The 25,465-nt window shown below is 64.3% G+C and carries 27 protein-coding genes and 1 pseudogene; 16 read left to right on the forward strand and 12 right to left on the reverse strand.

Translation table 11 applies throughout. The features are described 5' to 3' along the window. Positions 1–26 precede the first annotated feature (26 nt). Positions 27–1,145 (forward strand): DNA-processing protein DprA, encoded by a 1,119-nt coding sequence (gene dprA, locus QA640_RS26325; RefSeq protein WP_283035820.1) that lies wholly within the window; start codon positions 27–29, stop codon positions 1,143–1,145. Here dprA and QA640_RS26330 read toward each other — a convergent pair. Continuing rightward, positions 1,142–1,555 carry a helix-turn-helix domain-containing protein gene (locus tag QA640_RS26330; RefSeq protein WP_283035821.1) on the reverse strand — a complete coding sequence of 138 codons (414 nt, stop codon included), beginning with the start codon at positions 1,553–1,555 and terminating at the stop codon, positions 1,142–1,144. The two genes, dprA and QA640_RS26330, sit on opposite strands and share 4 nt — an antisense overlap. Before the next feature lie 83 nt (positions 1,556–1,638). Here QA640_RS26330 and QA640_RS26335 point away from each other — a divergent pair, with 83 nt between their 5' ends. Further along, the gene (locus tag QA640_RS26335) at positions 1,639–2,247 is read left to right on the forward strand and encodes an FMN-dependent NADH-azoreductase (protein WP_283035822.1); all 609 of its coding nucleotides are present in this window, start codon (positions 1,639–1,641) and stop codon (positions 2,245–2,247) included. 68 nt (positions 2,248–2,315) lie between these two features. Here QA640_RS26335 and QA640_RS26340 read toward each other — a convergent pair whose 3' ends face one another. Continuing rightward, complete coding sequence (locus tag QA640_RS26340; protein ID WP_283035823.1) at positions 2,316–2,498, reverse strand: hypothetical protein; 183 nt, start codon at positions 2,496–2,498, stop codon at positions 2,316–2,318. A 173-nt stretch (positions 2,499–2,671) separates the two neighbouring features. Continuing rightward, a complete protein-coding gene (locus QA640_RS26345) occupies positions 2,672–3,445 on the reverse strand; it encodes an SDR family oxidoreductase (RefSeq protein ID WP_283035824.1) in 774 nt (257 codons plus the stop codon). A gap of 106 nt (positions 3,446–3,551) precedes the next feature. Here QA640_RS26345 and QA640_RS26350 point away from each other — a divergent pair, with 106 nt between their 5' ends. After that, a complete protein-coding gene (locus QA640_RS26350; RefSeq protein ID WP_283035825.1) occupies positions 3,552–4,016 on the forward strand; it encodes a helix-turn-helix domain-containing protein in 465 nt (154 codons plus the stop codon). A 188-nt stretch (positions 4,017–4,204) separates the two neighbouring features. On the opposite strand, the gene QA640_RS26355 is transcribed toward QA640_RS26350, so the two are convergent. Beyond that, positions 4,205–4,444, reverse strand: coding sequence for a hypothetical protein (locus tag QA640_RS26355; protein ID WP_283035826.1), 240 nt, complete (start codon positions 4,442–4,444; stop codon positions 4,205–4,207). Between the two features lie 227 nt (positions 4,445–4,671). Between QA640_RS26355 and topA the strand changes: the two genes are divergently transcribed. The 4 genes from topA to QA640_RS26375 are packed head-to-tail and all read left to right on the forward strand — an operon-like array spanning position 4,672 to position 10,966. Continuing rightward, positions 4,672–7,416: a type I DNA topoisomerase gene (gene topA / locus QA640_RS26360; RefSeq protein ID WP_283035827.1), complete on the forward strand. Its 2,745-nt coding sequence runs from the start codon at positions 4,672–4,674 to the stop codon at positions 7,414–7,416. Between the two features lie 7 nt (positions 7,417–7,423). After that, complete coding sequence (rnr, locus tag QA640_RS26365; RefSeq protein ID WP_283035828.1) at positions 7,424–9,757, forward strand: ribonuclease R; 2,334 nt, start codon at positions 7,424–7,426, stop codon at positions 9,755–9,757. Next, positions 9,745–10,185: a DUF983 domain-containing protein gene (locus QA640_RS26370; protein WP_283035829.1), complete on the forward strand. Its 441-nt coding sequence runs from the start codon at positions 9,745–9,747 to the stop codon at positions 10,183–10,185. Before rnr ends, QA640_RS26370 begins: the two co-directional genes overlap by 13 nt. Positions 10,186–10,216: 31 nt before the next feature. Further along, positions 10,217–10,966 (forward strand): NUDIX hydrolase, encoded by a 750-nt coding sequence (locus QA640_RS26375; protein WP_283035830.1) that lies wholly within the window; start codon positions 10,217–10,219, stop codon positions 10,964–10,966. An 11-nt stretch (positions 10,967–10,977) separates the two neighbouring features. Here QA640_RS26375 and QA640_RS26380 read toward each other — a convergent pair whose 3' ends face one another. After that, complete coding sequence (locus QA640_RS26380) at positions 10,978–11,526, reverse strand: hypothetical protein (RefSeq protein ID WP_283035831.1); 549 nt, start codon at positions 11,524–11,526, stop codon at positions 10,978–10,980. 293 nt (positions 11,527–11,819) lie between these two features. On the opposite strand from QA640_RS26380, the gene QA640_RS26385 reads away from it, so the two are divergent. The 3 genes from QA640_RS26385 (at position 11,820) to QA640_RS26395 (ending at position 14,054) form a co-directional block, all read left to right on the forward strand. After that, positions 11,820–13,145, forward strand: a complete 1,326-nt coding sequence (locus tag QA640_RS26385; RefSeq protein WP_283035832.1) for an LLM class flavin-dependent oxidoreductase — start codon at positions 11,820–11,822, stop codon at positions 13,143–13,145. 125 nt (positions 13,146–13,270) lie between these two features. After that, positions 13,271–13,438, forward strand: a complete 168-nt coding sequence (gene rpmG, locus QA640_RS26390) for a 50S ribosomal protein L33 (RefSeq protein ID WP_283035833.1) — start codon at positions 13,271–13,273, stop codon at positions 13,436–13,438. An 85-nt stretch (positions 13,439–13,523) separates the two neighbouring features. Beyond that, entirely contained in the window at positions 13,524–14,054 is a 531-nt protein-coding gene (locus QA640_RS26395; protein ID WP_283035834.1) for a hypothetical protein, read from the forward strand. A gap of 18 nt (positions 14,055–14,072) precedes the next feature. On the opposite strand, the gene QA640_RS26400 is transcribed toward QA640_RS26395, so the two are convergent. From QA640_RS26400 to QA640_RS26410, 3 genes are all read right to left on the reverse strand, one after another. Continuing rightward, the gene (locus tag QA640_RS26400; protein ID WP_283035835.1) at positions 14,073–15,170 is read right to left on the reverse strand and encodes a DUF6745 domain-containing protein; all 1,098 of its coding nucleotides are present in this window, start codon (positions 15,168–15,170) and stop codon (positions 14,073–14,075) included. A 7-nt stretch (positions 15,171–15,177) separates the two neighbouring features. Continuing rightward, positions 15,178–15,522 carry a hypothetical protein gene (locus tag QA640_RS26405; RefSeq protein ID WP_283035836.1) on the reverse strand — a complete coding sequence of 115 codons (345 nt, stop codon included), beginning with the start codon at positions 15,520–15,522 and terminating at the stop codon, positions 15,178–15,180. Positions 15,523–15,598: 76 nt separating this feature from the next. Continuing rightward, positions 15,599–16,990, reverse strand: a complete 1,392-nt coding sequence (locus QA640_RS26410; protein ID WP_283035837.1) for an ammonium transporter — start codon at positions 16,988–16,990, stop codon at positions 15,599–15,601. A 416-nt stretch (positions 16,991–17,406) separates the two neighbouring features. Here QA640_RS26410 and QA640_RS48370 point away from each other — a divergent pair. Then, a pseudogene (locus tag QA640_RS48370) lies at positions 17,407–17,603 on the forward strand (TetR/AcrR family transcriptional regulator); the annotation flags it as partial. A 1-nt stretch (position 17,604) separates the two neighbouring features. On the opposite strand, the gene QA640_RS26415 reads toward QA640_RS48370, so the two are convergent. Both QA640_RS26415 and QA640_RS26420 read right to left on the reverse strand, forming a co-directional pair. Beyond that, the gene (locus QA640_RS26415) at positions 17,605–18,978 is read right to left on the reverse strand and encodes a PleD family two-component system response regulator (RefSeq protein WP_283035838.1); all 1,374 of its coding nucleotides are present in this window, start codon (positions 18,976–18,978) and stop codon (positions 17,605–17,607) included. A gap of 13 nt (positions 18,979–18,991) precedes the next feature. Further along, entirely contained in the window at positions 18,992–19,357 is a 366-nt protein-coding gene (locus tag QA640_RS26420) for a response regulator (RefSeq protein WP_027523000.1), read from the reverse strand. 231 nt (positions 19,358–19,588) lie between these two features. Here QA640_RS26420 and QA640_RS26425 point away from each other — a divergent pair, with 231 nt between their 5' ends. Together QA640_RS26425 and QA640_RS26430 are read left to right on the forward strand one after the other, a co-directional pair. Beyond that, positions 19,589–19,900: a DUF3572 domain-containing protein gene (locus tag QA640_RS26425; RefSeq protein WP_283035839.1), complete on the forward strand. Its 312-nt coding sequence runs from the start codon at positions 19,589–19,591 to the stop codon at positions 19,898–19,900. Beyond that, entirely contained in the window at positions 19,897–21,189 is a 1,293-nt protein-coding gene (locus tag QA640_RS26430; protein WP_283035840.1) for a DNA polymerase IV, read from the forward strand. The genes QA640_RS26425 and QA640_RS26430 overlap by 4 nt, the downstream gene beginning before the upstream one ends. Before the next feature lie 101 nt (positions 21,190–21,290). On the opposite strand, the gene QA640_RS26435 is transcribed toward QA640_RS26430, so the two are convergent. Both QA640_RS26435 and QA640_RS26440 read right to left on the reverse strand, forming a co-directional pair. Continuing rightward, the gene (locus QA640_RS26435) at positions 21,291–21,692 is read right to left on the reverse strand and encodes a RidA family protein (RefSeq protein ID WP_283035841.1); all 402 of its coding nucleotides are present in this window, start codon (positions 21,690–21,692) and stop codon (positions 21,291–21,293) included. A gap of 65 nt (positions 21,693–21,757) precedes the next feature. Continuing rightward, positions 21,758–22,606, reverse strand: a complete 849-nt coding sequence (locus QA640_RS26440) for a cell envelope integrity EipB family protein (RefSeq protein ID WP_283035842.1) — start codon at positions 22,604–22,606, stop codon at positions 21,758–21,760. A 248-nt stretch (positions 22,607–22,854) separates the two neighbouring features. Between QA640_RS26440 and QA640_RS26445 the strand changes: the two genes are divergently transcribed. From QA640_RS26445 to QA640_RS26455, 3 genes are all read left to right on the forward strand, one after another. Further along, positions 22,855–23,322, forward strand: a complete 468-nt coding sequence (locus QA640_RS26445; protein WP_027523006.1) for a RidA family protein — start codon at positions 22,855–22,857, stop codon at positions 23,320–23,322. A gap of 16 nt (positions 23,323–23,338) precedes the next feature. Then, on the forward strand, positions 23,339–24,085 hold the full coding sequence (locus tag QA640_RS26450; RefSeq protein ID WP_283035843.1) for a glycerophosphodiester phosphodiesterase: 747 nt from the start codon (positions 23,339–23,341) through the stop codon (positions 24,083–24,085). A gap of 136 nt (positions 24,086–24,221) precedes the next feature. Further along, positions 24,222–25,463, forward strand: coding sequence for a GNAT family N-acetyltransferase (locus QA640_RS26455; protein WP_283035844.1), 1,242 nt, complete (start codon positions 24,222–24,224; stop codon positions 25,461–25,463). Positions 25,464–25,465 lie beyond the last annotated feature (2 nt).

Here is a 25,465-nt window from a genome sequence, read left to right on the forward strand (position 1 = left end):
CATGCTGCGAACGCAAGGAGACGCCGTTGGACGCCATCAACTCGACGACCGAACTGACCGAAGCCGACAGGATCGACCGCTTGCGCCTGATCCGCTCGGACAATGTCGGCCCGCGCACCTTCCGCTCGCTGGTCGATCACTTTGGCAGCGTGCGCGCTGCGCTGGAGCGACTGCCCGACCTCGCGCGCCGCGGCGGCGCGGCCCGGTCGGGGCGCATCCATTCCACTGACGAGGCCAAGGCCGAGCTTGCGGCAAGCCGGAAACTCGGCGTCAGCTGGCTCGCACCCGGCGAGGACGGCTATCCCTCGCGGCTGGCGACGATCGACGACGCGCCGCCGTTGCTCGCGGTGCGCGGCCACGCCGCCAGCTTGATGCGACCGATGATCGCAATCGTCGGCTCGCGCAACGCCTCCGGCGCCGGGCTGAAATTTGCAGGCCAACTCGCGCGCGAACTTGGCGAGGCCGGCTTCGTGATCATCTCGGGCCTCGCGCGCGGCGTCGATCAGGCCGCACATCGCGCGAGCATCGCAAGCGGCACGGTCGCCGTGCTCGCCGGCGGCCATGACTGCATCTACCCACCCGAGCATGAGGTTCTGCTCGCCGCGATCCTCGACCAGGACGGCGCTGGGATCTCCGAGATGCCGCTCGGCCACGAGCCGCGCGCCTGCGATTTTCCCCGCCGCAACCGCCTGATCTCTGGCGCTTGCCTCGGCGTGGTCGTGGTCGAGGCCGCGCAGCGCTCGGGCTCGCTGATCACCGCGCGGATGGCGGCCGAACAGGGCCGCGAGGTCTTTGCCGTGCCGGGCTCGCCGCTCGATCCGCGCGCCGCCGGCACCAATGATCTGATCAAGCAGGGCGCAACGCTCGTCACGGAGGCCGCCGATGTCATCAATGCGATTCAGCCGATCCTGGAACGCCCGGTGATGCATCCGGCCGGTGAGCCCGACAGCGAGCTCTTTGAAAGCGATCCGCAAGGACATGATCGCGATCAGATCACCGGGCTGCTCGGCCCTGCGCCGATCGGAATCGACGATCTCGTGCGGATGTCCGGCGCCTCGCCCGCGATCGTCCGCACCGTGCTGCTCGAACTCGAACTGGCCGGCCGGCTCGAGCGCCACGGCGGCGGCCTCGTTTCGCTGCTCTAACGATCGTTGCGCTCATCAAAGCGCGCCCGCGCCGCTTCGATCTGGGTCTGATGCTCCTTCGCCCACATCCCGAGCGCTTGCACCGGCCGACTCAGCCCGCGACCGAGATCAGTCAGCTCATAGTCCACGCGTGGCGGAATCGTCGGGAAGATCGTGCGCGTGACGAGCCCGTCGCGTTCCAGTCCGCGCAAGGTCAAGGTCAGCATCCGCTGAGAGATGCCCTTGATCATGCGTTTGAGCTCGTTGAAGCGCTTTGGCCCGTCATCAAGCATCATGATCACGAACACGCTCCATTTGTCGCCGACGCGGGACAGGATCGACGCGACGCCGCGGCAGTCGGCGTGATTGGGATCCGGCCGCTCCGGCAAGACAGGCAAATGGTTGTGTGTCGGTTCCAAAGATGTGCCCATGGCTCAAAAAAGTGCGTTCTTGCGGGAATTTCGGTGGTCACTCATGTAGCGCGGGTAACAAATCTATACCATAGGTGACCCAAATGAAACTCCTCCATATCGACTCCAGTGTCCTCGGCCCCCACTCCGTCAGCCGGCAGGTCTCCGCCGCGATCGTCGCGCGGCTGCGCGAGGCAACGCCCGCACTCGAGGTTTCCTACCGCGACCTGACGCAGACCCCTCTCGCGCATCTCACCGGCACGCATCTGGCGGCCGCGCAAGGCGCTCCCGCGCCAGCCGAGCTCGCCGCGGACCTCGCCACCAGCCAAGCCGTGCTTGACGAGTTCCTCGCCGCCGACACCGTCGTGATCGGCGCGCCCATGTACAATTTCACCATTCCGAGCCAGCTCAAGGCCTGGATCGACCGCATCTTGGTGGCGGGCAAGACCTTCCAATATGGCGCTAACGGTCCGCAAGGCCTCGCCGGCGGCAAGCGCGTGATCGTGGCGATCTCGCGCGGCGGTTTTTATGGCGCGGAAACGCCGTACGCCGCGGGCGAGCATCTCGAAACCTATTTGCGCTGGGTGTTCGGCTTTATCGGCATCACAAATCCGGAATTCATCTTCGCCGACGGCATCCAGATTGGGCCCGAGTATCGTGAAAAGGCGCTGGCGGGCGCACTTCAGGCCGCAACGAGCCTGCAAGCAGCATAAGCGGGGCGCCAACGCCAACTGTCGCCGCCAAATGCCGGCGGCGGCAGCCGCGTCGGCGAGTCACGAAGCTAAAACCACATTCCCTGTATGCCGAGGATCACGGCGACGAGCGAGACGAACAGGCCGATACAGGAAAACAAGGCAACGACAACCAGTTGATGGCTGTCGGATTGCTTCGCGGGGATCGCGGATCGTTCGGTGTAAATGCGCGGTTCTGAAATCGAGGAAACAATGCGAGCTGCTTTCGGCATCACGGGCTCCCTCAAATGGGCCTTATGACCCCTGCCCGTAGAAATGTCTTTGCAACGCACGCCAAGGTTCAACGCATCAAGTACACTTTTGAAATTACGTCCCACGGCTGAGGGAACCCGCCGGCGCAACCGGCTCTCGTCGCGCCGACCAGGTCAACTTTCACCTCATCTCATCAAGCGCGAAAGATCGGCGCGCCCGCAGGGGAGCCGGTCGCGCCGCCATCGACGAAGATCTCGGCACTCTGGACATGCGCGGAATCATCGGAGGCGAGAAACAGAACCGTCTTCGCAATGTGATCTGCTTCACCAATTCGGCCGAGTGGCGTGGTCTTGGCGATGCGGCTCTCCAGCGCGGCAAATGCCTCGTCGGTCGGCGCTGCGCCCCTCCAGATCGGCGTGCGGGCCGCGCCTGGCGCCACCACATTGACGCGGATATTGCGCGGCGACAGTTCGGACGCCATCACCCGCGCCATCGCGCGCACGCCGGCCTTGCTCGCGGCATAGGCTGCATAGCCGGGATTGCCGAGCACCGAGATCACCGAGCCGTTGAGAATGATGGATGCGCCGTCATTGAGATGCGGTAGCGCCGCCTGCACCGTGAAGAACACCGAGGTGATGTTGGTGCGGATCACCTGCTCGAAGGCCGACAGCGTGGTGCCGCCGAGCGGCGTGTTGCCGGGGATGCCGGCATTGGCAAAGACGATGTCGAGCTTGCCGAATTTTTCGACCGCGCGCGCGATCGCCTTCTCGGTCGCCGCGACATCATTGATATCGGCGTCGACCGCAAAACCATTGGGTCCAAGTTCCTTCGCGGCAGCCTCCAGCGTCTCCTTGTTGCGCCCGGTGATGGTGACCTTGGCGCCCTCGGCCACGAACAGCTTTGCGGTCGCAAGCCCGATACCGCTATTGCCGCCGGTGATGAATGTCGTCTTGCCCTTCAGTCTCATGCTCGCCTCCAGTGGTTGCATAATGAAACCTGGTTGCCATTTAGGCCACCTGGTTTTATAATGCAACCACACAAGCGCGTGACCGCGCGAAGGCGGAAACGGCACGATGGTGAAACGAACGAGCTTTGAGGGAGACTCCTGCCCGATCGCGCGATCGCTGGAGCAGATCGGAGACTGGTGGTCGCTCCTCATCATCCGCGAGGCACTCTTTGGCGTGCGCCGTTTCGGCGAGTTCCAGGGCAAGCTCGGCATGGCCAAGAACATCCTCGCCGCGCGCCTGCGTGCGCTCGTCGACCACGACATCCTGAAGATCGCCCCCGCCTCCGACGGCAGCGCCTATTCTGAATATGTGCTCACGTCGAAGGGCCGCGGCGTTTTCCCGGTCCTCGTCGCGCTCCGGCAATGGAGCGAGGAGTTCGACGACCATCCCGAAGAGATCGCGACCATCCTGGTCGACCGCGACAAGGGGCGCCCGGTGCGAAAGCTCGAGCTGCGCGCGGAGGATGGGCGGCTATTGAGTGCCGTTGACACCACGCTGAAAGCACGTCCGCGCCGACGGGCCACGGGTTAGCGGCAAGCTGCCGCTACACGGTCACTGGGACCATGTGGCGCGTGCACCCCACCCTCTCAGTGCCATCGCCCGCGTGAAAGCGGGCGATCCAGTATTCCAGAGACAGCGACGCATACAGAGATGCCACGGCGTGCTGGACGACTCGCTTTCGCGGGGGCGTGACAGCGTCATTTTGGAGAAGCCGCCTCTCACGACAGCTTGCGCTTGCTGCGCAGACGGATGCGCTCGTCGGCCTCTAGCTGGATCATGCCGAGGAGATAATGCAGGACGTCGAGCTTGTGGCGCTCGGCGATCCTGCGCAGATGAACCACCTGCTCGGCGATGAACGCGACAGCCTCGTCCGCACCGCCCTCACCCGGTTCCTCGCTCCGCGAACGCTTTCCTCCGGCCGCGGCGGACCGCGTCCGCTTCCTTGCTGGTTTTGTCACCAGACCCCATCCCGAATCCTTGCCCGGGCAGGACTCTACGCCGCCTCGCCCACAACTTAAAGGTAGTATTTTGCAACTTTCCCGATATGAAACTTTGCTCATTTTCGGTCCATTCAACAGCCCTCGATTTGACAGGGGCCGCCTCACCACCCATGTTCGGGTCGAAACGGCCGACCCGAGTCCCTTCGAATTTGGCCTCAATTTCTCCCGTAAGTTACTGGAACTACATGAATATCGTCATTGTGGAGTCGCCGGCGAAAGCCAAGACGATCAACAAATATTTGGGCTCGTCCTACGAGGTTCTGGCCTCGTTCGGCCATGTCCGCGACTTGCCGGCCAAGAACGGATCGGTCGATCCGGACGAAAATTTCAAGATGATCTGGGAGGTCGACCCCAAGGCGGCCGGCCGGCTCAATGACATTGCCAAGTCGCTGAAGGGCGCTGACCGCCTGATTCTCGCCACCGACCCCGATCGCGAGGGCGAGGCAATCTCCTGGCACGTGCTGGAGGTGCTCAAAGAGAAGCGTGCGCTGAAGGACCAGAAGATCGAGCGCGTGGTGTTCAACGCCATCACCAAGCAGGCGGTCTCGGAAGCCATGAAGCATCCTCGCCAGATCGACGGCGCACTGGTCGACGCCTACATGGCGCGCCGCGCCCTGGATTATCTGGTCGGCTTTACCCTCTCCCCCGTGCTGTGGCGAAAACTACCGGGCGCACGCTCGGCCGGCCGCGTGCAGTCGGTGGCGCTGCGCCTCGTCTGCGACCGCGAGCTCGAGATCGAGAAATTCGTCGTGCGCGAATACTGGTCGCTGATCGCCACCCTGCTGACGCCGCGCGGCGAAGCATTTGAGGCGCGCCTCGTCGGCGCCGACGGCAAGAAGATCCAGCGGCTCGACATCGGCACCGGTGCGGAAGCGGAAGCCTTCAAGAAGGCGCTGGAAGCGGCCGCTTATGCGGTCGCTGCCGTCGACGCCAAGCCGGCCCGGCGCAATCCGCAGGCGCCCTTCACGACCTCCACACTCCAGCAGGAGGCCAGCCGCAAATACGGCTTTGCGCCCGCGCATACGATGCGGATCGCGCAGCGGCTCTACGAGGGCATCGACATCGGAGGCGAGACCACCGGACTCATTACTTATATGCGTACCGACGGCGTGCAGATCGCCGGCGAAGCGATCACCCAGGCGCGCAAGGTGATCGGCGAGGACTACGGCAACGCCTATGTGCCGGACAGCCCCCGCCAGTACCAGACCAAGGCCAAGAACGCGCAGGAAGCGCATGAGGCGATCCGCCCGACCGACCTCACCCGCCGTCCCGCCAGCATGGCCCGCAAGCTCGATGCCGATCAGGCCAAGCTCTATGAGCTGATCTGGAAGCGCACCATCGCAAGCCAGATGGAAGCGGCCGAGCTCGAGCGTACCACCGTCGACATCACGGCGAAGGCAGGTTCCCGCACGCTGGAGCTGCGCGCCACTGGACAGGTCATCAAGTTCGACGGTTTTCTGGCGCTCTACCAGGAGGGCCGCGACGACGAGGAGGACGAGGATTCTCGCCGCCTGCCCGCGATGAGCGAGGGCGAGGCCGTAAAGCGGCAGTCGCTTTCCGTCACCCAGCATTTCACCGAGCCGCCGCCGCGCTTCTCCGAGGCCTCACTGGTCAAGCGCATGGAAGAGCTCGGCATCGGCCGGCCCTCGACCTATGCCTCGATCCTCCAGGTCCTCAAGGATCGCGGCTACGTCAAGCTCGAGAAGAAGCGTCTGCATGGCGAGGACAAGGGCCGCGTCGTGGTCGCGTTCCTGGAGAGCTTCTTCAGCCGCTACGTCGAATACGACTTTACCGCCGATCTCGAGGAGCAGCTCGACCGCATCTCCAACAACGAGATCTCCTGGCAACAGGTGCTGCAGGACTTTTGGCGCGACTTCATCGGCGCCGTCGACGAGATCAAGGACTTGCGCGTCGCGCAGGTGCTCGATGTGCTCGACGAGATGCTCGGACCGCACATCTACCCCGCCCGCGCCGATGGCGGCGACGTCAGGCAGTGCCCGAGTTGCGGCAGCGGCCGGCTCAACCTGAAGGCCGGCAAGTTCGGCGCGTTCGTCGGCTGCTCCAACTATCCGGAATGCCGCTACACCCGCCAGCTCGCCGCCGACGGTGAAGCCAGCGCCGACCGTTCGCTGGGCCAGGATCCCGACACCGGCTTCGAGGTCTGGGTCAAGGCCGGCCGCTTCGGGCCATACATCCAGCTCGGCGAGCAGAAGGACTATGCGGAAGGCGAGAAGCCGAAACGCGCCGGCGTCCCGAAGGGCATCTCGCCCGGCGATGTCGAGCTCGAGCTTGCGCTAAAACTGTTGTCGTTGCCGCGCGAGATCGGCAAGCATCCGGAGACGGGTCTGCCGATCACGGCCGGCCTCGGTCGCTTTGGGCCATTCGTGCGCCATGACAAGACCTATGCGAGTCTGGAAGCCGGTGACGAGGTGTTCGACATCGGCCTCAACCGCGCGGTGACGCTGATCGCGGAGAAGGCGGCCAAGGGCCCGAGCCGCCGCTTTGGCGCCGATCCCGGCAAGGCGATCGGCGATCACCCGACGCTCGGCACCGTCACCGTGAAGAGCGGCCGCTACGGCCCCTACGTCACTGCGGGCGGCGTCAACGCCACGATCCCGAGCGAGATCGAAAAGGACGCGATCACGCTGCCCCAGGCGATCGCGCTGATCGACGAGCGCGCGGCCAAGGGCGGTGGCAAGGCCGAGACCGGCAAGACGGCAAAGAAGGCGACCAAGGCTGCCAAGTCGGCTGATGGCGAGGCCGAGGCGAAAACCGCAAAGAAACCGGCCGTGAAAAAAGCCGCGGCCAAACCGAAATCTGAATCAACCAGCAAGGCACGCGCAGCCGTGTCGTCGACGGCCAAGACGTCGCCGACCAAGGCATCTGCCGCGGCCAAGGCACTGGCCAAGAAGAGTGCCGGCAAGAATTAGAGGTTAAGTGAAACGTAAGAATGACCATGGCTTTCCCGACCGGAACGCTATCGTCGCCTTCATCAAGGCAAATCCCGGAAAGGTCGGAACCCGCGAAATTGCGCGCGAGTTCGGCCTGAAGAACGCCGACCGCGCCGAGCTCAGGCGCATCTTGCGCGAGCTCGCCGACGACGGCGTCATCAAGAAACGCGGCCGCAAGGTCCAGGAACCCGAAAGCCTGCCGCCGACGCTCCTCGCCGATATCACCGGCCGCGACTCGGACGGCGAGTTGATCGCCTCTCCAGCCGAATGGGACGAGGTCGAAAGCGGCGAACCGCCAAAGATCCGCATCCACATGCCGCGCCGCGCACAGCCGGGCACGGCTGCCGGCGTCGGCGACCGCGCCCTGCTTCGTATCGAGCGCTCCGAGGAGACCGAAGGTCCCGCCTGGCACGGCCGCATCATCAAGGTCATCGACAAGGCCAAGAGCCGCATCCTCGGCGTCTTCCGCAGCCTGCCCGAGGGCGGCGGACGACTCGTACCGGTCGACAAGAAGTTCGCCGACCGCGAACTCAACATTGCGAAGACCGAGACGCAAGGAGCCCAGGATGGCGACCTCGTCAGCGTCGACATCGTGCGCTCGCGCGGCTTTGGCCTCGCCTCGGGCCGGGTGAGAGAAAAGCTCGGCTCGGTCAAGTCGGAGAAGGCGATCAGCCTGATCGCGATCTACGCCCACGATATCCCCCTGCAATTCTCCCCCGCCGCCGAGCGCGAGGCCGAAGCGGCGGAGCCGGCAAACCTGAAAGGGCGCGAGGACTGGCGCGATGTCCCGCTCGTCACCATCGATCCACCCGATGCCAAGGACCATGACGACGCGGTGCATGCGGAGGCCGATCCGGATCCGAACAACAGGGGCGGCTTCATCGTCAACGTCGCGATTGCGGATGTGAGCTTCTACGTCCGGCCGGGCACTGCGCTCGACCGCGACGCGATCGACCGCGGCAATTCCGTCTATTTTCCCGACCGCGTCGTGCCGATGCTGCCCGAGCGCATCTCCAACAATCTGTGCTCGCTGGTGCCGGGCGAGTCGCGCGGCGCACTGGCGGTGCGGATGGTGATCGGCCCGGACGGGCGCAAGCGCTCGCACACCTTCCATCGCATCCTGATGCGTTCGGCGGCGAAGCTGCACTACGCGCAGGCGCAGGCCGCGATCGACGGCCGGCCAGACGACACCACCGGCCCGTTGCTCGATCCGATCCTCAAGCCGCTCTATGCCGCCTATGCCTGCGTCAAGCGCGCCCGCGACGAGCGCGATCCGCTCAATCTGGATCTGCCCGAGCGCAAGATCCTGTTGACGAGCGACGGCACCGTCGACCGCGTCATCGTGCCGGAACGGCTGGATGCGCACAAGCTGATCGAGGAGTTCATGATCCTCGCCAACGTCGCCGCAGCGGAGACGCTGGAGAAGAGGTCGCTGCCGCTGATCTACCGCGTACATGACGAGCCGACGCTGGAGAAGGTCCACGCCCTCCAGGAATTTTTGCAGACGCTGGACGTGCCGTTTGCAAAGACCGGCGCCCTGCGCCCGACGATGTTCAACCGCGTGCTGGCTCAGCTCGAGGGCCACGACTACTACCTGCTCGTGAGTGAAGTCGTGCTGCGCGCTCAGGCGCAGGCCGAATACAGCGCGGAGAATTACGGCCATTTCGGCCTGAACCTGCGCCGCTACGCGCATTTCACCTCGCCCATCCGTCGCTATGCCGACCTCGTCGTGCACCGCGCCTTGGTCCGAGCGCTGGGCCTGGGCGAAGGCGCGCTGCCCGACAGCGAGACGCCGGAAAGTCTCGGCGAGGTCGCCGCGCATATTTCGCTGACCGAGCGCCGCGCGATGAAGGCCGAGCGCGAGACCGTCGATCGGCTCATTGCGCATCATCTCGCCGATCGCATCGGCGCGACGTTCCAGGGTCGCGTGTCGGGCGTCACGCGCGCCGGCCTGTTCGTCAAGCTCGACGACACCGGCGCCGACGGTTTGATCCCGATCCGATCCCTCGGCACGGAATATTTCAACTATGACGAGAGCCGCCACGCCCTCGTCGGCTCGCGCAGCGGTGCCATGCACCAGTTGGGTGATGTCGTCGACGTCCGTCTGGTAGAAGCTGCTCCCATCGCCGGGGCGCTGCGCTTCGAGTTGTTGTCGGCCGGCGAGACTGCGGCGCGCGGCCGCAGAGACTTTCGTCCGCAGCGTAAATCAGCGAAGGCGCGCCCCGGACGCAGTCCCGAGAAGAAGCGCAAGCCGGAGAAACAGAGGAAGTCCGGCAAGGGGAAGCAGGACAAGGGAAAGAACAAGGCATGGAAGCGATGAGCACCGCGCCAAAGATCTGGACGCGCGAGACCGGCCTCGTCGAGAAGCGCGACGTCTGGGATGCGATGAAGCGCGGCTTTCGCGGCCGCTGCCCGCGTTGCGGCCAGGGCAAGCTGTTCCGGGCGTTCCTGAAAACCGCAGACAACTGCTCTGGCTGCGGGCTCGACTTCACGCCGCATCGCGCCGACGATCTGCCGGCCTATCTCGTGATCGTCATCGTTGGCCACATCGTGGTGCCGACCATCCTCTGGATCGAGACCAACTACACGACGCCGGCCTGGATCAGCTTCGCCGCCTATCTGCCCTTCACTTTCGTCGCGTCGCTCGCGCTGCTGCAACCGGTGAAAGGCGCCGTGGTCGGCCTGCAATGGGCTCTCCGCATGCACGGCTTTGACGACAATCCGCCGGATGGTATTCCGCCGGTGTAACAACAATGAACAAGAAGGTTTGGGGTTGGAGATGACGGACGTGGCGCAAGCGGCACCGGAAAAGGTCCACGAGGAAAAGGAAGCCGATCACCATCCTTATTTTCGGCCGAAGGATGCTGCCACCCTGATCCTGGTCGATCGCAGCGGCCACATTCCAAAAGTGCTGGTCGGCAAGCGCCACGACAAGGTGGTGTTCATGCCGGGCAAGTTCGTCTTCCCCGGCGGTCGCGTCGACAAGGCTGACTATCGCGTGCCCTGCGCGGCGCCGATCACGCCGGAGCTTCAGGCCAATCTGTTCAAGGGCAGCCCGAAGACGGAGGCTTCGCGTGCAAAATCGCTTGCGGTCGCCGCCATCCGCGAGGCCTGCGAGGAGACCGGTCTCTGCCTTGGGCGTCGGCACGAGCGCAAGGCGCCGAAGCTCGACGGCCCCTGGAAACCGTTTGCCGATGCGGGCCCGCTGCCCGATCCCTCCGGCCTGTTCCTGATCGCGCGCGCCATCACGCCGCCCGGTCGCGTCAAGCGTTTCGACACGCGCTTCTTCACCGCGGATGCCTCCGCCATCACCCATCGCGTCGAGGGCGTGGTGCATGCCGATGCCGAACTGGTCGAGCTGGTCTGGGTCGAGCTCGGCTCACAGCCGCTCGCGGATTTGCATCCGATGACGCGGAACGTGCTCAACGAGCTGGACAAGCGGCTTGCCACCGGGCCGCTCCGTCATGACGCGCCGGTACCGTTCTTCCATTTCTATGGCGGCAAGATGCAGAAGGATGTTTTGAGCTGACCTGAGACAAATCACTCGTCCGCGTCGGGCTCCGTTCCGACATAGTCGCGTGCCGGAAGTTTTAGCGCGCGGCCGAGCTCGTTTGCAAAGCTGTTTGCGTCTTCGCGCTTGGTGAAGCTCGACAGCGTGATCGGCGTAGTGCCCTTGTTGCCACAGAGGTTGACGTCGTACATCGTCAGCTCCGTGTCGCCGTCATCGGTGATGCTGATGAGGTGGTAGTCCGACAGATCGCGCAAGGAGCGGATGTTCAGCAGGCCGAACTGTCTGGTGATGACGACCTGGCGCAGCGTCTCGTTCAGGACGATGAAATAGCGGAATGTCAGCAGGATGAGGCCGGGAATGCCGACCGCGAGGCCAAGCCCCGTGAAGACCAGCACAGGCACCCAATCATCCGCCAGCCGTCCGAAACCGAACAAGTCCTGTCGCAGCCCAAGGCCGACGTTCCAAAGCAGGTAGGCAATCGCCGCAAGCAGCGGCAGCGACAGCAGTCGGCCGATCCAGGGCATCGGGCGATCGATGCGAATTGTGCCATCCAATATGGTCGCGCCGGCCATGGGCATGGGTCCTCGTCTCCCGTGAGCAAGACTTTGTCGGCCGGGATGGCTGATCGTTTCGAAGGGTGCCGCATGCTCCTCCGTCATTCCGGAGCGCGCCTCTTGGCGCAAGCCCCGAATTCCACGTCTCAGCGATCCCCGCGGCCCGATGGATTCCGGGCTCGCCGCTCACGCGGCGCCCCGGAATGACGTGCTTTGAGCGCATCAAAAAACGAAAGAATCTTCCCGCCGCCGCCGATGGCGGAGCTCCGCAGCACACCTATGTTTTCTCGAACGACACCCAGCACGGAAACGGGGCGATGGCACAACGGCAACTCAAGCTCGGGGCATTCATGCGCCCGATCTCAATCCACACCGGCGCTTGGCGTTATCCTGGCGCCTGGCCCGACGCCAATTTCAATTTCGGCCATATCAAGCAGCTCATCAGGAAGCTCGAGGCCGGCAAGTTCGACGCCTTCTTCATGGCCGACCACCTCGCCGTGCTGAACATGCCGATCAATGCCTTGAAGCGCAGCCACACCGTGACGTCGTTCGAGCCCTTCACGCTTCTGTCAGCGCTCTCCGCCGTGACCGAGCGCATCGGCCTGATCGCGACGGGCTCGACCACATTTGATGAGCCATATCACGTCGCGCGTCGCTTTGCTTCGCTCGATCATATCAGCGGCGGTCGCGCGGGCTGGAATATCGTCACCACCTCGAATCCGGACGCGGCGCTGAATTTCGGTCTCGACGACCACATGGAGCATGCCGAGCGCTACAAGCGCGCGAGAGAATTCTATGACGTGGTCACCGGCCTCTGGGATTCCTTCGCCGACGACGCCTTCGTGCGCGATGTCGAAGATGGTCTGTTCTTCGAGCCGTCGAAAATGCACGTGCTCGACCACCAGGGCAAGTATCTGAAGGTGCGCGGCCCGCTCAACATCGCTCGCCCCGTCCAGGGCTGGCCGGTGATCGTGCAGGCCGGCGCATCCGAGGATGGCAAGCAGCTTGCGGCGGAGACGGCAGAGGCCGTGTTCACGGGCGGCGGCAGTCTTGCCGATGGGCAGAAGCTCTATGCCGACATCAAAGGGAGAATGGAGAAGATCGGCCGCGATCCCGAGCATCTGAAGATTTTGCCGGGCGCCTTCGTCGTGGTCGGCGATAGCGTGGACGAAGCCAAGGAGAAGCGTGCCTTGCTCGACAGCCGCGTGCACTACGACAGCGCCATCGCCTCGCTCTCGGTCATTCTCGGCACGGACGCGAGCGGCTTCGACCCGGACGGGCCGCTGCCGCCGATCCCAGAGACAAACGCCAGCAAGAGCGGCCGGCAGCGGATGGTCGATCTCGCGGCGCGCGACAAGCTCACGGTGCGCCAGCTCGCCCAGCGCGTCGGCGGCTATGGCGGGCTCGCCTTCGTCGGCACGCCCAAGACCATCGCCGACCAGATGGAGGAATGGCTGGTGGGGCGCGGCTCCGACGGCTTCAACATCATGTTCCCGTTCCTGCCCGCAGGCCTGGACGATTTCGTCGACAAGGTCGTCCCGGAACTGCAACGGCGCGGGATTTTCCGGAAAGAGTATGAAGGGGCCACTTTGAGGGACAATCTGGGCCTGCCGCGACCGAAAAACCGGTTCTTCGAGGGTTAATTGGGCCGATTTGAGCGAGTTTCTGGCCGCAAAACCTTGACTTTGGTCGGTTTGTGGCTAGGTTGCCGGCCAACGCGGGCCGTGTGGCCGGCTCCTCAATCCCCTAATTCTCAGAGGTCCTGAACATGGCGAAAGCGGTCACCATCAAGGTCAAGCTCGTGTCCTCGGCTGACACCGGCTTCTACTACGTCGCCAAGAAGAATTCGCGCACCATGACCGAGAAGCTGGTCAAGAAGAAGTACGACCCGGTCGCGCGCAAGCACGTCGAATTCCGCGAAGCCAAGATCAAGTAAGATCGGGGATCACGCTGAACGACCTTGACGGGGCCCTTCGCGGCCCCGTTTTTATTTGCGGCCGATGGTCGTAGCCTCCACGTCCATGATCGCAACCCTGGACGAGGGACATGTCGGTGGCTACGCGGTCGCCTATGGCCGCGACGACACCTATTTCCCGGTCTACGTCACGGCCGCTCTGGCCGCGATCTTCTGCACCGCCGCGCTTCTCACCGGCGCGCTCTACTGGCTTGCGCTCGCAGCGCTCGCGGCCGGTTTCACCTACTACAACATCCCGCTGCTCGAGACCGGCCGGCCCACCATCGGCGCCAACCAGTACGGCATCTTCATCCAGGCCTTCGGCCTGATCCGGTGGCGCGCCATCGAGCGCATCGATCTCGTCGAGATCGCCGAGCGCGCCATGACCGTGCATGAGCTCCAGATCGTGCTGAACGCGCCGCTTACCAGCGCGCTGGTGGCCGACTGGCGCAAGCAGCCATCCTGGCGCTGGTTGATGCGTCTGCCCTGGCGGATGAGTCACACCAACATGGTGCGGATCAATGTCGAACCGTTCGATCAGCCTCCGGACATGATCCATCGCACGTTCCTGCGGATGTGGCGCTACTATCGCAGCTAGGCGGATGGCCGGTCTGCGTCACGTCCTGTGCACGAGATGCGCATAGGCCTCGGCCCTCATTCCGTAGGTCCACGCCACCGCCTCGCGCGCCGTGCGTAGGTTGGCCGGCACCTGGAGAAAGAAATGCCTGCGCGTGCCGTCCGGCTCAGGCGTGGCGTTGACGACTTCCACCGCGGCCCATGCATCGGCTGCGAGCCAGTTGCGGCGCCACAGGATTCCGGTCTCGTCCTCGGCGATGCGGGTCGCGCCGCCGAGCGCGACGTAACGCTCCGGCGTCATGATCTCGATCATGCAGCGGCGGATCTGAACGTCCATCTGGTCGTCGATCGCGGCGAGCGTGATCCGGTCCTTGCGTTCGATAATCCAGCGCGGCACCTCCACCCCGCGCCAGGCCCAGATCGACCAGCCGTCGGGATAACGCAGCGCCGGGCCGCTTGCGTGATGCAGCCGGTCGCGCGCATCACCGCACAAGAGGTTCGGTCGCTCTGAGAGCCAACAGGTGCGCTCATGCGGCTGTAGCCAGCCGACGCTCGTCGCAAGCTGCATCAGGCCGTGCAGCGGCTCCGTCTCGGCGCGCAGACCGAGCACCTCGCGGAGATAGTCGTAAGCACCAAGCCATGACAAATCGTGCGGCCCCGCTGCGCAGGTCGAAAAGCTCCGCGGAGCAGCAAGCGCCCGCAGCATGCCCGTCAAGGACAGTCCGGTTCGGCGCAGATGGCCCAGCATCGATATATTCTGCTCCGGCACGCTCCGCGTCACCGCTTCGGCCGCAGCGCCGATCAGCGGGTCAGCAGGATTGACTGCACTGTCAATCGCGGCGAGCACCTTTCGATGCACCCGCATCTCGACCAGCGAAGCTATTCGCCGGCGAAGATGATCGACGAGACGAAAGCGAACGTTGCGGCCGTCTTCGCACGACGTCCGGCCAGCCAACCCGGCCAGCGCAAGCGGGCCGTCGCACCAAACGATGCGGGCCGGCTGCTCCAATCCTGCGGCCTGATAGGCAAGCCGCACACCCTGCTCCGCGATGCCGCGATCGGCAGGCACCGTCGAGCGCCGGACCGCGGCCCACCGCGCGCGATACTCCCCGAGCGCCGCCGTCTGCTCCGCTGTCAACGCCTGCTCAATCGGCAAGGACGCGCGCATCCCGTGGCCCAAGCTCACGCTGGCGGCGCACCCGGTAGGTCCCTCGCGGCAGCGTCAGCGGCGCATGCTCCTGATGCGTCACCCGTGCATAGGCCGAGGCGATCAGGAGATGTCCGAGATAGAGCCCGGTCGGAATGTCGCGCGCCAGATCGTCGTCGTGAAACAGCGTCGCGCGCTCGCGGATCGCGTGACAATGTCCGGTGGCCTCGCCCTCCAGCAGGACGAGAGGCACACCTTCGGCGGTTTCGGCGAGCGTTCCCGATGGCGCTACATCGGGTACCCGCTCGATCAGCAGGTCACCTTGCGCAAAGATCTCGGTCATCGTGGCTTCTCCCGTGCCGGCGCATCCGCGGGGCAAGCGCGGATGGCCGGAGTGGTTCAACGTTGCTGTCGGCGATCTAGTGCACGACCTCGCCATGCAGTGCGAGGTCGAGACCATCGCGCTCCATATCCTCCGACACCCGCAAACCGACGAACAGCTTGACCACGTACAGGATGATCAGGCTGACGACGGCGTCGTAAACAAAGACCGTGGCAACGCCGATGCATTGGTTGATGAACTGGCCGGGGTTTCCTTCCAAGGCCCCCGCGGTGCCGCCATATTGCTCGACAGCGAAGATGCCGGTGAGCAGTGCGCCGACGATGCCGCCGACGGCGTGGACGCCGAAACAATCGAGCGCGTCGTCATAGCTGAACATCGCCTTCAGCCCGGTGCACCCCCAGTAACAGAGGACGCCGGCCGCGATGCCGATCACGAAGGCGCCCACAGGGCCGACAAAACCGGACGCCGGCGTGATGGCGACGAGGCCCGCCACCGCGCCCGAGCAGATGCCGACGACCGTCGGCTTGCCCTTGAGCGACCACTCGACCAGCATCCAGGTGAAGCCGGCAACGGCCGTCGCGATCTGCGTCACCAGCATCGCCATGCCAGCCTGCATGCCTGCCGTCACCGCCGAGCCCGCGTTGAAGCCAAACCATCCGACCCAGAGAAGCGAGGCGCCGATGAAGGTCAGCACCATGTTGTGGGCAGGTCCGGTCTCCTTGCGCTTGCCGAGCATGATGGCGCACATCAGGCCTGCCACGCCGGCATTGATATGCACGACGGTCCCGCCGGCGAAATCGAGCACCTTGACCCAGGCGGCGTCGTTGCCGGAGGCGAAGATTCCGTCAGGTCCCCAGACCCAATGCGCGATAGGCGCATAGACGAAGATCGCCCACAGGCCGATGAACCAGAGCATTGCTGAAAACTTCATTCGCTCGGCGAAAGCCCCTGCGATCAGCGCCGGCGTGATGATCGCAAACGTCATCTGGAAGCAGATGTAGACGCTTTCGGGAATCGTCGCCGCGAGCGGATTGGGATTGCCGATCCCGCCCTTGCCGATATCGCTGAGGATGTCTCTCAGGAACATGCGGTCGAGCCCGCCGACGAACGGCGTGCCGGCGCGGAAGGCCAGGCTGTAGGTCAGGATCGCGAACAGGATCGTGACGAGGCAGGTCACCGCAAAGCTCGTCATCACGGTGTCGCCCACGTTCTTCTTGCGCACCATGCCGCCGTAGAACAGCCCAAGCCCAGGGACCGTCATCATGAGCACCAGCGCCACGGAGGTGAGCATCCAGGCGGTGTCGCCGGGATTGGGCGTGCACTTCTCCAGGATCTTGCCGCCGCAAGCCGGCGGCCCCGCGTCCTCGGCGAGCGCAACGTCGCCGAGGGCGAGATAAAGAAGTGCAATTCCCAAGAGCGCGACCACCAACGTCACGAGCCTTTGGCGCGTGGATGTTCTTGATTCCATCACCGTTCTCCCAAGTCGCAAGAGTGCCATGGCTTTGAGTGGAACCGTTGAGATGACCATTCGCGCCGGCACAACGGCGCCAGCGCGATCAGCTCGGATTTTTGCGACACAATGATCACGACTCGGCGCGATGAGGTCGTCGAGCGTCGCTGGCTGGAGACTGGCGGCGACCAGCCTCATGGCTTATCGGCCTTTCCCTTGTCGCCAGATCGGAAAGCGTCAGTGACGGTTCCAACTGCTAGTCGAACAGTGATGCAAAATTCGCACCATTGACTCGATTCCATGCAACCCACTGAATGCGCTTCGATTCCCGTTTGCTGCTTTGCGACAAGCGCGCGATGCGCTGCTTCACGCAGCGGCGCGCCGCCCAACGAATGAGCAGAGGCTGACAATGCCTATGCCGTTCGCAACAGCGGGCGTTCAAGGAAGGCCGCCGGCTCTGGTTTCGCGACCGCCTGAACGAGCTCGGCGTCACTGGCGCTTGCAACCCAGCTCGTGTTGCTCGTCGACGGCTCGATCGCGCAGGACCTGGTGCGCGACATCCGGCCATGGCGCGCGCGGCGAAGGAGGCCGCGAAGGTGCTGCTGCGGATGCGGGCGTCAACGTGAATTAGATCACGCCGCCTGCGACACCACGCGATTGCGGCCATCGTGCTTGGCGCGATACAGCGCGGTGTCGGCGCGCTTGAGCACGTCGGCGACAGCTTCTCCCTTCCGCTCCAGCGTGGTCAGGCCGATCGAGATCGTGACCTCGATGCGCTTGGTGCCCTTGTGGACGGAGAACGGCGCGCCCGCGATCGAGCGGCGCAGGCGCTCGGCGACCATTCCGGCGACGTGCAGATCGGTCTCCGGCATCACGATGACGAATTCCTCGCCGCCGTAGCGGCAGGCGAGATCGATGCCGCGGATCGATTTGCGCACGCGCACCGCGAACTCGCGCAAGACGTCGTCGCCGGCATCATGCCCGTAATTGTCATTGATCGCCTTGAAGTAGTCGATGTCCAGAATCATCAGTGCGAGCGGCTTGCCACGCGTCGAGGCCTGCTCGGCGAGCGTCCCCAGGTGGCTTTCCATGTAGCGGCGATTGTGCAGGCCGGTAAGCGCGTCGGTGATCGCCATCTCGATCGAGTTCTGCACGTTGTCGCGCAAATGATCGGTGTAGCGGCGACGGCGGATCTGCGTGCGCGCGCGCGCGAGCAGCTCGTTCCTGTCGACGGGGCGCAATAGATAGTCGTTGACGCCGATCTCGAGCCCGCGCAGCAGCCGCGTGCCGCTCTCGGCGTCCGCAATGGCGAGGATCGGCACATGGCGGGTGCGCTCGAGCGAACGCGCCTGGCTGCACAGCCGCAGGCCATCGAAATTGTTGAGGTCGAGCGAGACGATCAGCAGGTCGTAATTGCCCTCGGCGGCATGGAACAGCGCCTCCGTCGGATTGGGCTCGACGTCGACGGTGTGCTCGGCCGAAAGCAGCGTCGCCAGCCGCTCGTAGGACGACTGCCGGTCGTCGACCAGGAGGATGCGGCCGCCCTTGCCGGTGTCAGTCACCGCGCTGCGCTCGGGCGCCTGCACCCCGATCTCGAGCGAGGTGATCGCGCGCATGCGCAGCTCGTCCGTCATCATCTTCAAACGCGTCAGCGAGCGCACGCGCGCGATCAGCACGACGTCGGACACGGGCTTGGTGAGGAAATCGTCGGCCCCGGCTTCCAGGCCGCGCACGCGATCGGCAGGGCTGTCGAGCGCCGTCACCATCACGACGGGAATGTGGTGCGTCGCCGGGTCGGTCTTGAGCTGGCGGCAAACCTCGAAGCCGTCAATGTCGGGCATCATGACGTCGAGCAGGATGATGTCGCACTCGGCGCGTCGGCAGATCGCCAGCGCTTCATTGCCGTTCGAGGCCGTCATCACGTCGAAATATTCCGCGGAGAGTCTTGCTTCCAGCAGCTTGACGTTGGCAGGGACATCATCGACGACGAGGATACGCGCGGACACCTGAAATCACTCCCTACCCGATAAAGCGCCGGACCGTCTCAATGAACTTGCCGACCGAGATCGGCTTGGAAAGATACGCCTCGCATCCACCTTCGCGTATACGCTCTTCGTCACCCTTCATCGCGAACGCAGTCACCGCGACGACGGGAATGTTGCGCAGTTCCGGATCGTCCTTGATCCAGCGCGTGACCTCCAGCCCCGACACCTGCGGCAATTGGATATCCATCAGCACGAGATCGGGACGCATCTTACGAACGAGATCGAGCGCCTCGTAGCCGTTGCTGGTGCCCGACGTCTGGTACCCGTGCGCTTCCAACAGATCGCGGAAGAGCTTCATGTTGAGCTCGTTGTCTTCCACGATCAGGACGGTTTTAGCCATCCCGTCCCTCCCCATTCTCAGGAGACCTGTTCGACATGTGACGCCTCAGGCGCCTTCCGCCGGCGCTTCGAAAACTGGATTCAAACTAGCCTCAGATTCGCTCTAGTTTCGTTAAACCCAAGGGCCAACTTTCCGCGATGTGGTTTTCAGTTGCTTGTCTGGGTGCCTGAGACTCGGGCATGATGATTCCAAATTAGAGACCGAAAGTTAACGGAAAGGCAAACTGTTCGCTTGAAAAAGCCTGTTCAAAACCCTCGCGAAGTAGCTGAAATCGTTGCGATTCAGGCATTGTCTTTTGTCGCGGGCGATGCGGAGCGGCTGGGCCTGTTCCTGGCTGAGACGGGCATCGGCCCGGAGACCCTGCGGAACGCGGCCTCCGACCCGAATTTCCTGATCAGCGTGCTCGATTTTGTGCTGCGTGACGATGCAACCGTGAAGGCCTTTGCCAGCGCCTCGGAACTCCATCCGACCAACATTGCCGCGGCCCGGCAAGTGCTTGGAGATGCGTTGGGCGACCCGCACTGGGAGCGCGACGTGCCGTGAACACCCCCGACCCGGCCGGGCCCCGCTGCTTCTGCCGGGATTGTCTGGCCGACCAAGGCATGCCGGCGCGACGCTGTTCGGCCTGCGGCTCGCCGCGCCTCGTCCGCCACCGCGCGCTCGCCTCGCTGACGATCGCCCATATCGACTGCGACGCGTTCTACGCGACGGTCGAGAAGCGCGACAATCCCGACATCGCCGACAAGCCCGTGATCATCGGCGGCGGCAAGCGTGGCGTGGTGTCGGCCGCCTGCTACATCGCGCGCACCTTCGGCGTGCGCTCGGCCATGCCGATGTTCAAGGCGCTGGAGGCCTGCCCGCATGCGACCGTGATCCGCCCCGACATGGCCAAATACGTCCGCGTCGGCCGCGAGGTGCGTCACGCCATGCAGGCGCTGACGCCGCTGGTCGAGCCGCTCTCGATCGACGAGGCCTTTCTTGATCTCTCCGGCACCGAGCGCGTTCACGGCATGATCCCGGCAAAGGTGCTGGCGCGCTTTGCCCGCAACGTGGAGCGCGACATCGGCATCACCGTTTCGGTCGGGCTCTCCTGCAACAAGTTCCTGGCCAAGATCGCCTCGGATCTCGACAAGCCGCGCGGCTTTGCGAGCCTCGACCAGGAGGAAGCGCGCTCGATGCTGGCCGAGAAGCCGGTCGGCTTCATCTTCGGCGTCGGGCCGGCGACGCAGGAGCGGCTGGTGCAGCGGGGTTTCCGCATCATCGCCGATCTGCAAAAGGCCGACGAGATCGAGCTGATGCGGCAGTTTCCGAGCGATGGCCGGAGACTCTGGCGGCTTGCCCGCGGCATCGACGATCGCCGCGTCGAGCCCGATCGCGGCGCCAAGACGATTTCCAGCGAAACCACGTTCGAGAGCGACATCCGCGACTTCGCGACGCTGGAGAAGATCTTGTGGCGGCTATGCGAGAAGACCTCGTCGCGGCTCAAGAGCGGCGAGCTTGCAGGCTCGACCATCACGCTGAAGCTGAAGACATTAGACTTCCGCCAGCGCACGCGCTCGCAGTCGATCAACGCGCCGACGCAGCTCGCCGCAAAGATTTTTTCGATCTGCCGCGAGATGCTGGCCAAGGAGATCGACGGCACGGCCTTCCGCCTGATGGGCGCCGGCGTCAGCGCGCTACGTGCAGGATCGGCCGCCGACGACACCGACATGCTCGATCGCCGCGCCGCCCATGCCGAACGAGCCATCGACGGATTGCGCAAGAAGTTCGGCAGCGCCGCCGTGATCCGCGGGATTGCGTATAACGGACCGGAGAAGGCGCAGCCGGAGTGATGGTCGGCACCTCTGGCTGTGGCCGTCGCCTGACGCCCACCCGCTCGATGTCGTCCTGGCAAAAACCAAGACACACCCGTAGCGAGGATGCAGCGAAGCCATCAATCCGCGACGGCCACCGCCTCGATCTCGATCAGCCACTCCGGTGCAGCGAGCGCCGACACACCGACCAGCGTGCTCGCCGGCGGCTCCATGCCTTCGAAGAAGGCGGAGCGCGCCTTGCCAATGATGGGACGGAGTTCCGGCTTGTAGCCGACGACGAAGGTCATGATCTTCACGATGTCAGCGTAGCTCGCGCCGGCGGCTTTCAGCGCCAGGCCAAGATTCTGCATCACCTGCGTCGTCTGCGCGGCAAGATTGCCTTCGCCGACCACCCGCCCCTCCTCGTCCACGGAGACCTGCCCCGAGATGTAGATGGTGCGCGCGCCAGAGGCCGTGACGACGTGGGAATAGGCCGGATTGTGGTGCAGGCCGCTCGGGCGGAGATGGTCGATCTTCGGCATGTGTGCCTCCCAGACGTTTGTGCTTGGGAAGGAGCGTAGCGAGGGTGGGCGCTCAATGCCAGCCGTCAATTACAGGGCTTCGTATCCTTGACGTCGAACTTGCCCATCGCACCCGATATGACGAAATCGTTGTAGTCGAGCACCAGCGCGCGGGAGACGCCGTTTTCGTAGAGCTCGAACGACATCGCGTAGACGGGCGTCTGCTCGCCCTCTTTCTGCTGGGCTTCGCGGTCGAAATAGCTGACGGTGACCGGCCAGCGCGTCAGCGACTTCATGTGCTCGTCCGAAGTCGACGGATCGGGCGAGGATGCCGCGCGGTCGGCCGGGATCGGCTGACCGATCACGGTCAGCGTGTTGTAGACCTTCTCGCCATTGTCGGAGCCATCATAGACGGAGAGCTCGAGCAGCGACTTGCCCTCCTTGGCGGCGGCAATGATGCGCTGGATCTGCTCGGTCGGAAACACCGTCGTGCCGTCGAGCGTGAAATTCTTCGGCGCCGGCAGCTTCAATTTGACGTTGATGTGGTCGCCATCGCGCTCGGCCGATCCGTCGACCTGGCTCGAGGCGGTATCGTTCATCCGCGTCTCGATCTTGAAGCGATAGCTTTTCCCGGCGGCGTCCTCCCAGGAATTGGAGCGGAGGTCGCTGAGGGTGATCTTCCCCTCGCCGCTGTCGAGCTCGGAGACCTGGCGGAATTCCGATGTGTAGCCCTCGCAGGAATTACCGGCGAAATTATAGAGGATGCGTCCGCGCGCGCTGTTGATCGAACTTGTACGCGACTTGACCAGGCTCAGCTCGTACAGGGCCTGGTGCGAGAGGAACGGACCATTCGCGGCCTCAGCCCCGCCAGAAACGCCAACAGCGACAGCCGCGAGCGCCATGACACCGAGCGACGTCCGGAAAAAATGCACCATGAATATTCCTTGGGGAAATCGAGATTCGTCATTTTAATGACCGTCGCATTGCGTCGCAACTGCGGCCACTTCACGGAAAGTTGCGCTTTTTCGCAGAAAATCGCTGTTGTGCCTCGGTAAAGATGCAACCCTGCCGGGCGCCCGCGCCACCGCTTCGCCGCCTTGCATGTAACCGCACAATCGGCGAAACAGGCGCGCTGGCTGGCCTGAGGCCGGACAGAATTTCCAGATGACATCGAGGTCGGAACATGGCGGGCACGGTCGAACAGAAACTGGCGGAACAAGGCATCAAGCTCCACGAGGCCCCCACTCCCGTGGCCAATTACGTGCCGTTCGTGCGGACCGGCAACCTCCTCTTCGTCTCGGGCCAGGTGTGCTTCGATCCTGCCGGCAAGCTGATCGCCAAGGGCAAGCTAGGGGCCGGCGTCTCCATCGAAGAAGGCGCGGCGGCGGCGCGCGGCTGCGCCATCAACCTCTTGGCTCAGGTCAAGGCGGCGCTCGGCGATCTCGACAAGGTCGTGCGCGTTGTGCGGCTCGGCGGTTTCATCAACTCGGCGCCGGATTTCGTCGACGGGCCGAAGGTCCTGAACGGCGCCTCCGACCTGATGGTCGCGGCCTTCGGTGACAAGGGCCGCCACGCGCGCACCACCGTCGGCGTCGCCTCGCTCCCTGCGGACGCCGCCGTCGAGGTCGAAGGCGTGTTCGAGGTCGCCTGATGGGGGAGCAAGAGACGTGCGTGCTCCGGAGTGGCTGACGGCACGGCCGGTCGCCCATCGCGGCCTGCATGACATTTCACGTGGTGTCGTCGAGAACATGCCGGGCGCGGTGCAGGCTGCGATCGCAGGCAATTTCGCCATCGAGGTCGACATCCAGCTCACCGCCGATGGCGAGGCCATGGTGCATCACGACCACGCGCTCGGCCGGCTCACGGAGGGCGAGGGCGAACTGATCGAGAAGACCGCGGCCGAGCTCAGGGCTGTCAAATTCAAGAACACGTCCGAGCGGATGATGTCGCTGTCCGACCTCTGCGCCACCGTCGCCGGGCGTGTTCCACTGGTGATCGAGGTGAAGAGCCATTTTACCGGCGACCGCAAGCTCGTGAGGCGGATGGCAGAGGTGCTGGCATCCTATAAGGGCCCTGCCGTTGGCATGTCCTTCGATCCGGAACAGGTGCTGGCGCTACGCGAACTGTTGCCGTCGCGCCCACGCGGCATCGTCGCGCAGCGGACCTACGAGGACGAGTCCTGGGCGAAGCTGACGCAAGCCCAGCGCGACAGCATGCTGTACTTGCGCCACGGCTTTCAAACCCAGCCGCATTTCGTCGCCTTCAAGGTCGACCATCTGCCGGCGCCGGCGCCATGGATCGCGCGCAATGTGTTCGGCTGCGCGCTGCTCGGCTGGACGGTCCGCACGCCCGAGCAGCGGACGCGGGCAGGGCAACATGCAGATCAGATGATCTTCGAGGGGTTCGTGCCGTAGGGCACGCGGCGCCAACTAGAATCCTGAAAACAACCCCATGCAAAGGGCGGACGAGGCGCGTTCCGCTTCGCTTCGCCCCCCTTGAAGTCGCTGCTGCAATGCACGATCTTTCATGCAGGGTTCTTCAAGACACGCGATGGCATCATCCGAAATCACGCTCGAGGCCGTACCTTCCATCGGCGAGGTATCACCGGAAGACTGGGACACCTGCGCCAATCCCGGCAGCGCCTGCAATGGGAGTGGCAAGGGAACCTCATCCAGACTGGTAGGCAACTCCACGGTACTCTTAAGACCGGTCTATAACCCCTTTGTTTCCCATGCCTTTTTGTCGGCAGCGGAGAATTCGGGTTCGGCCACCGCACGCACCGGCTGGGGACCGCGGCATCTCATTGCCAAGCTCGATAGCCGCGTCGCGGGCGTCGTACCCTGTTATCTGAAATCGCACAGCCAAGGCGAGTATGTGTTCGACCGCGGCTGGGCGGATGCCTATGCACGCGCCGGCGGGCGCTACTATCCGAAGCTCCAGGTCTCGGTTCCCTTCACGCCGGCAACCGGCCCGCGCCTTCTGATCCGCGACGGCGTCGACCGCGAGCGCGTTGCGTCTGCGCTGGCAAGCGGGCTGATCGCGCTGTGCGGGGCGAGCAAGGCCTCATCGGTGCACGTCACCTTCGCGCGCGAGGCCGAATGGGAGCTGCTCGCCGAGCACGGCTTCCTGCAACGGACCGACCAGCAGTTCCACTGGCACAACGAGGGCTTTGCAACCTTCGACGACTTCCTCGCCACCCTGAATTCGCGCCACCGCAAATCGATCAAGCGCGAGCGGCGCGATGCGCTTGCAGCCGGCATCACCATCCACTGGCTCACCGGCAGCGACATCACCGAAGAGGCCTGGGACGCGTTCTTCGACTTCTACATGGAGACCGGCTCGCGTAAATGGGGCCGGCCGTATCTGACGCGAGAATTCTTCTCGCTGATCGGCGAGACCATGAGCAACGACGTGCTCCTGGTGATGGCCCGCCGCAATCACCGCTGGATCGCGGGCGCCATCAACTTCATCGGCTCGGACACGCTGTTCGGCCGCAACTGGGGCGCGATCGAGCATCATCAGTTCCTGCATTTCGAGGTCTGCTACTACCAGGCGATCGATTTTGCGATCAAACACGGCCTGAAGCATGTCGAGGCCGGCGCGCAGGGCGAGCACAAGATCGCGCGCGGCTACCTGCCGCGAACGACGCATTCGGCGCATTTCATCGCCGATCCCGGCCTGCGCCGAGCCATCGACGACTACCTCAAGCGCGAGCGCGCCTATGTCGCGGAAGCCGGCCGCGAACTTACCGAACTCGGCCCGTTCCGCAAGGACGCCGAAGAGGCGCCTTGACG

Origin of the sequence: Bradyrhizobium sp. CB82, from assembly GCF_029714405.1 — a bacterium.
Classification (GTDB): Bacteria; Pseudomonadota; Alphaproteobacteria; order Rhizobiales; family Xanthobacteraceae; genus Bradyrhizobium.

Coding starts and splice junctions, on each gene's coding strand:
- QA640_RS26330 (WP_283035821.1), bottom strand. CDS start 1,555: ATGGGCACATCTTTGGAACCGACACACAACCATTTGCCTGTCTTGCCG.
- QA640_RS26335 (WP_283035822.1), top strand. CDS start 1,639: ATGAAACTCCTCCATATCGACTCCAGTGTCCTCGGCCCCCACTCCGTC.
- QA640_RS26340 (WP_283035823.1), bottom strand. CDS start 2,498: ATGCCGAAAGCAGCTCGCATTGTTTCCTCGATTTCAGAACCGCGCATT.
- QA640_RS26345 (WP_283035824.1), bottom strand. CDS start 3,445: ATGAGACTGAAGGGCAAGACGACATTCATCACCGGCGGCAATAGCGGT.
- QA640_RS26350 (WP_283035825.1), top strand. CDS start 3,552: ATGGTGAAACGAACGAGCTTTGAGGGAGACTCCTGCCCGATCGCGCGA.
- topA (WP_283035827.1), top strand. CDS start 4,672: ATGAATATCGTCATTGTGGAGTCGCCGGCGAAAGCCAAGACGATCAAC.
- QA640_RS26370 (WP_283035829.1), top strand. CDS start 9,745: ATGGAAGCGATGAGCACCGCGCCAAAGATCTGGACGCGCGAGACCGGC.
- QA640_RS26375 (WP_283035830.1), top strand. CDS start 10,217: ATGACGGACGTGGCGCAAGCGGCACCGGAAAAGGTCCACGAGGAAAAG.
- QA640_RS26380 (WP_283035831.1), bottom strand. CDS start 11,526: ATGCCCATGGCCGGCGCGACCATATTGGATGGCACAATTCGCATCGAT.
- QA640_RS26385 (WP_283035832.1), top strand. CDS start 11,820: ATGGCACAACGGCAACTCAAGCTCGGGGCATTCATGCGCCCGATCTCA.
- rpmG (WP_283035833.1), top strand. CDS start 13,271: ATGGCGAAAGCGGTCACCATCAAGGTCAAGCTCGTGTCCTCGGCTGAC.
- QA640_RS26395 (WP_283035834.1), top strand. CDS start 13,524: ATGATCGCAACCCTGGACGAGGGACATGTCGGTGGCTACGCGGTCGCC.
- QA640_RS26405 (WP_283035836.1), bottom strand. CDS start 15,522: ATGACCGAGATCTTTGCGCAAGGTGACCTGCTGATCGAGCGGGTACCC.
- QA640_RS26410 (WP_283035837.1), bottom strand. CDS start 16,990: ATGGAATCAAGAACATCCACGCGCCAAAGGCTCGTGACGTTGGTGGTC.
- QA640_RS26420 (WP_027523000.1), bottom strand. CDS start 19,357: ATGGCTAAAACCGTCCTGATCGTGGAAGACAACGAGCTCAACATGAAG.
- QA640_RS26435 (WP_283035841.1), bottom strand. CDS start 21,692: ATGCCGAAGATCGACCATCTCCGCCCGAGCGGCCTGCACCACAATCCG.
- QA640_RS26440 (WP_283035842.1), bottom strand. CDS start 22,606: ATGGTGCATTTTTTCCGGACGTCGCTCGGTGTCATGGCGCTCGCGGCT.
- QA640_RS26445 (WP_027523006.1), top strand. CDS start 22,855: ATGGCGGGCACGGTCGAACAGAAACTGGCGGAACAAGGCATCAAGCTC.
- QA640_RS26455 (WP_283035844.1), top strand. CDS start 24,222: ATGGCATCATCCGAAATCACGCTCGAGGCCGTACCTTCCATCGGCGAG.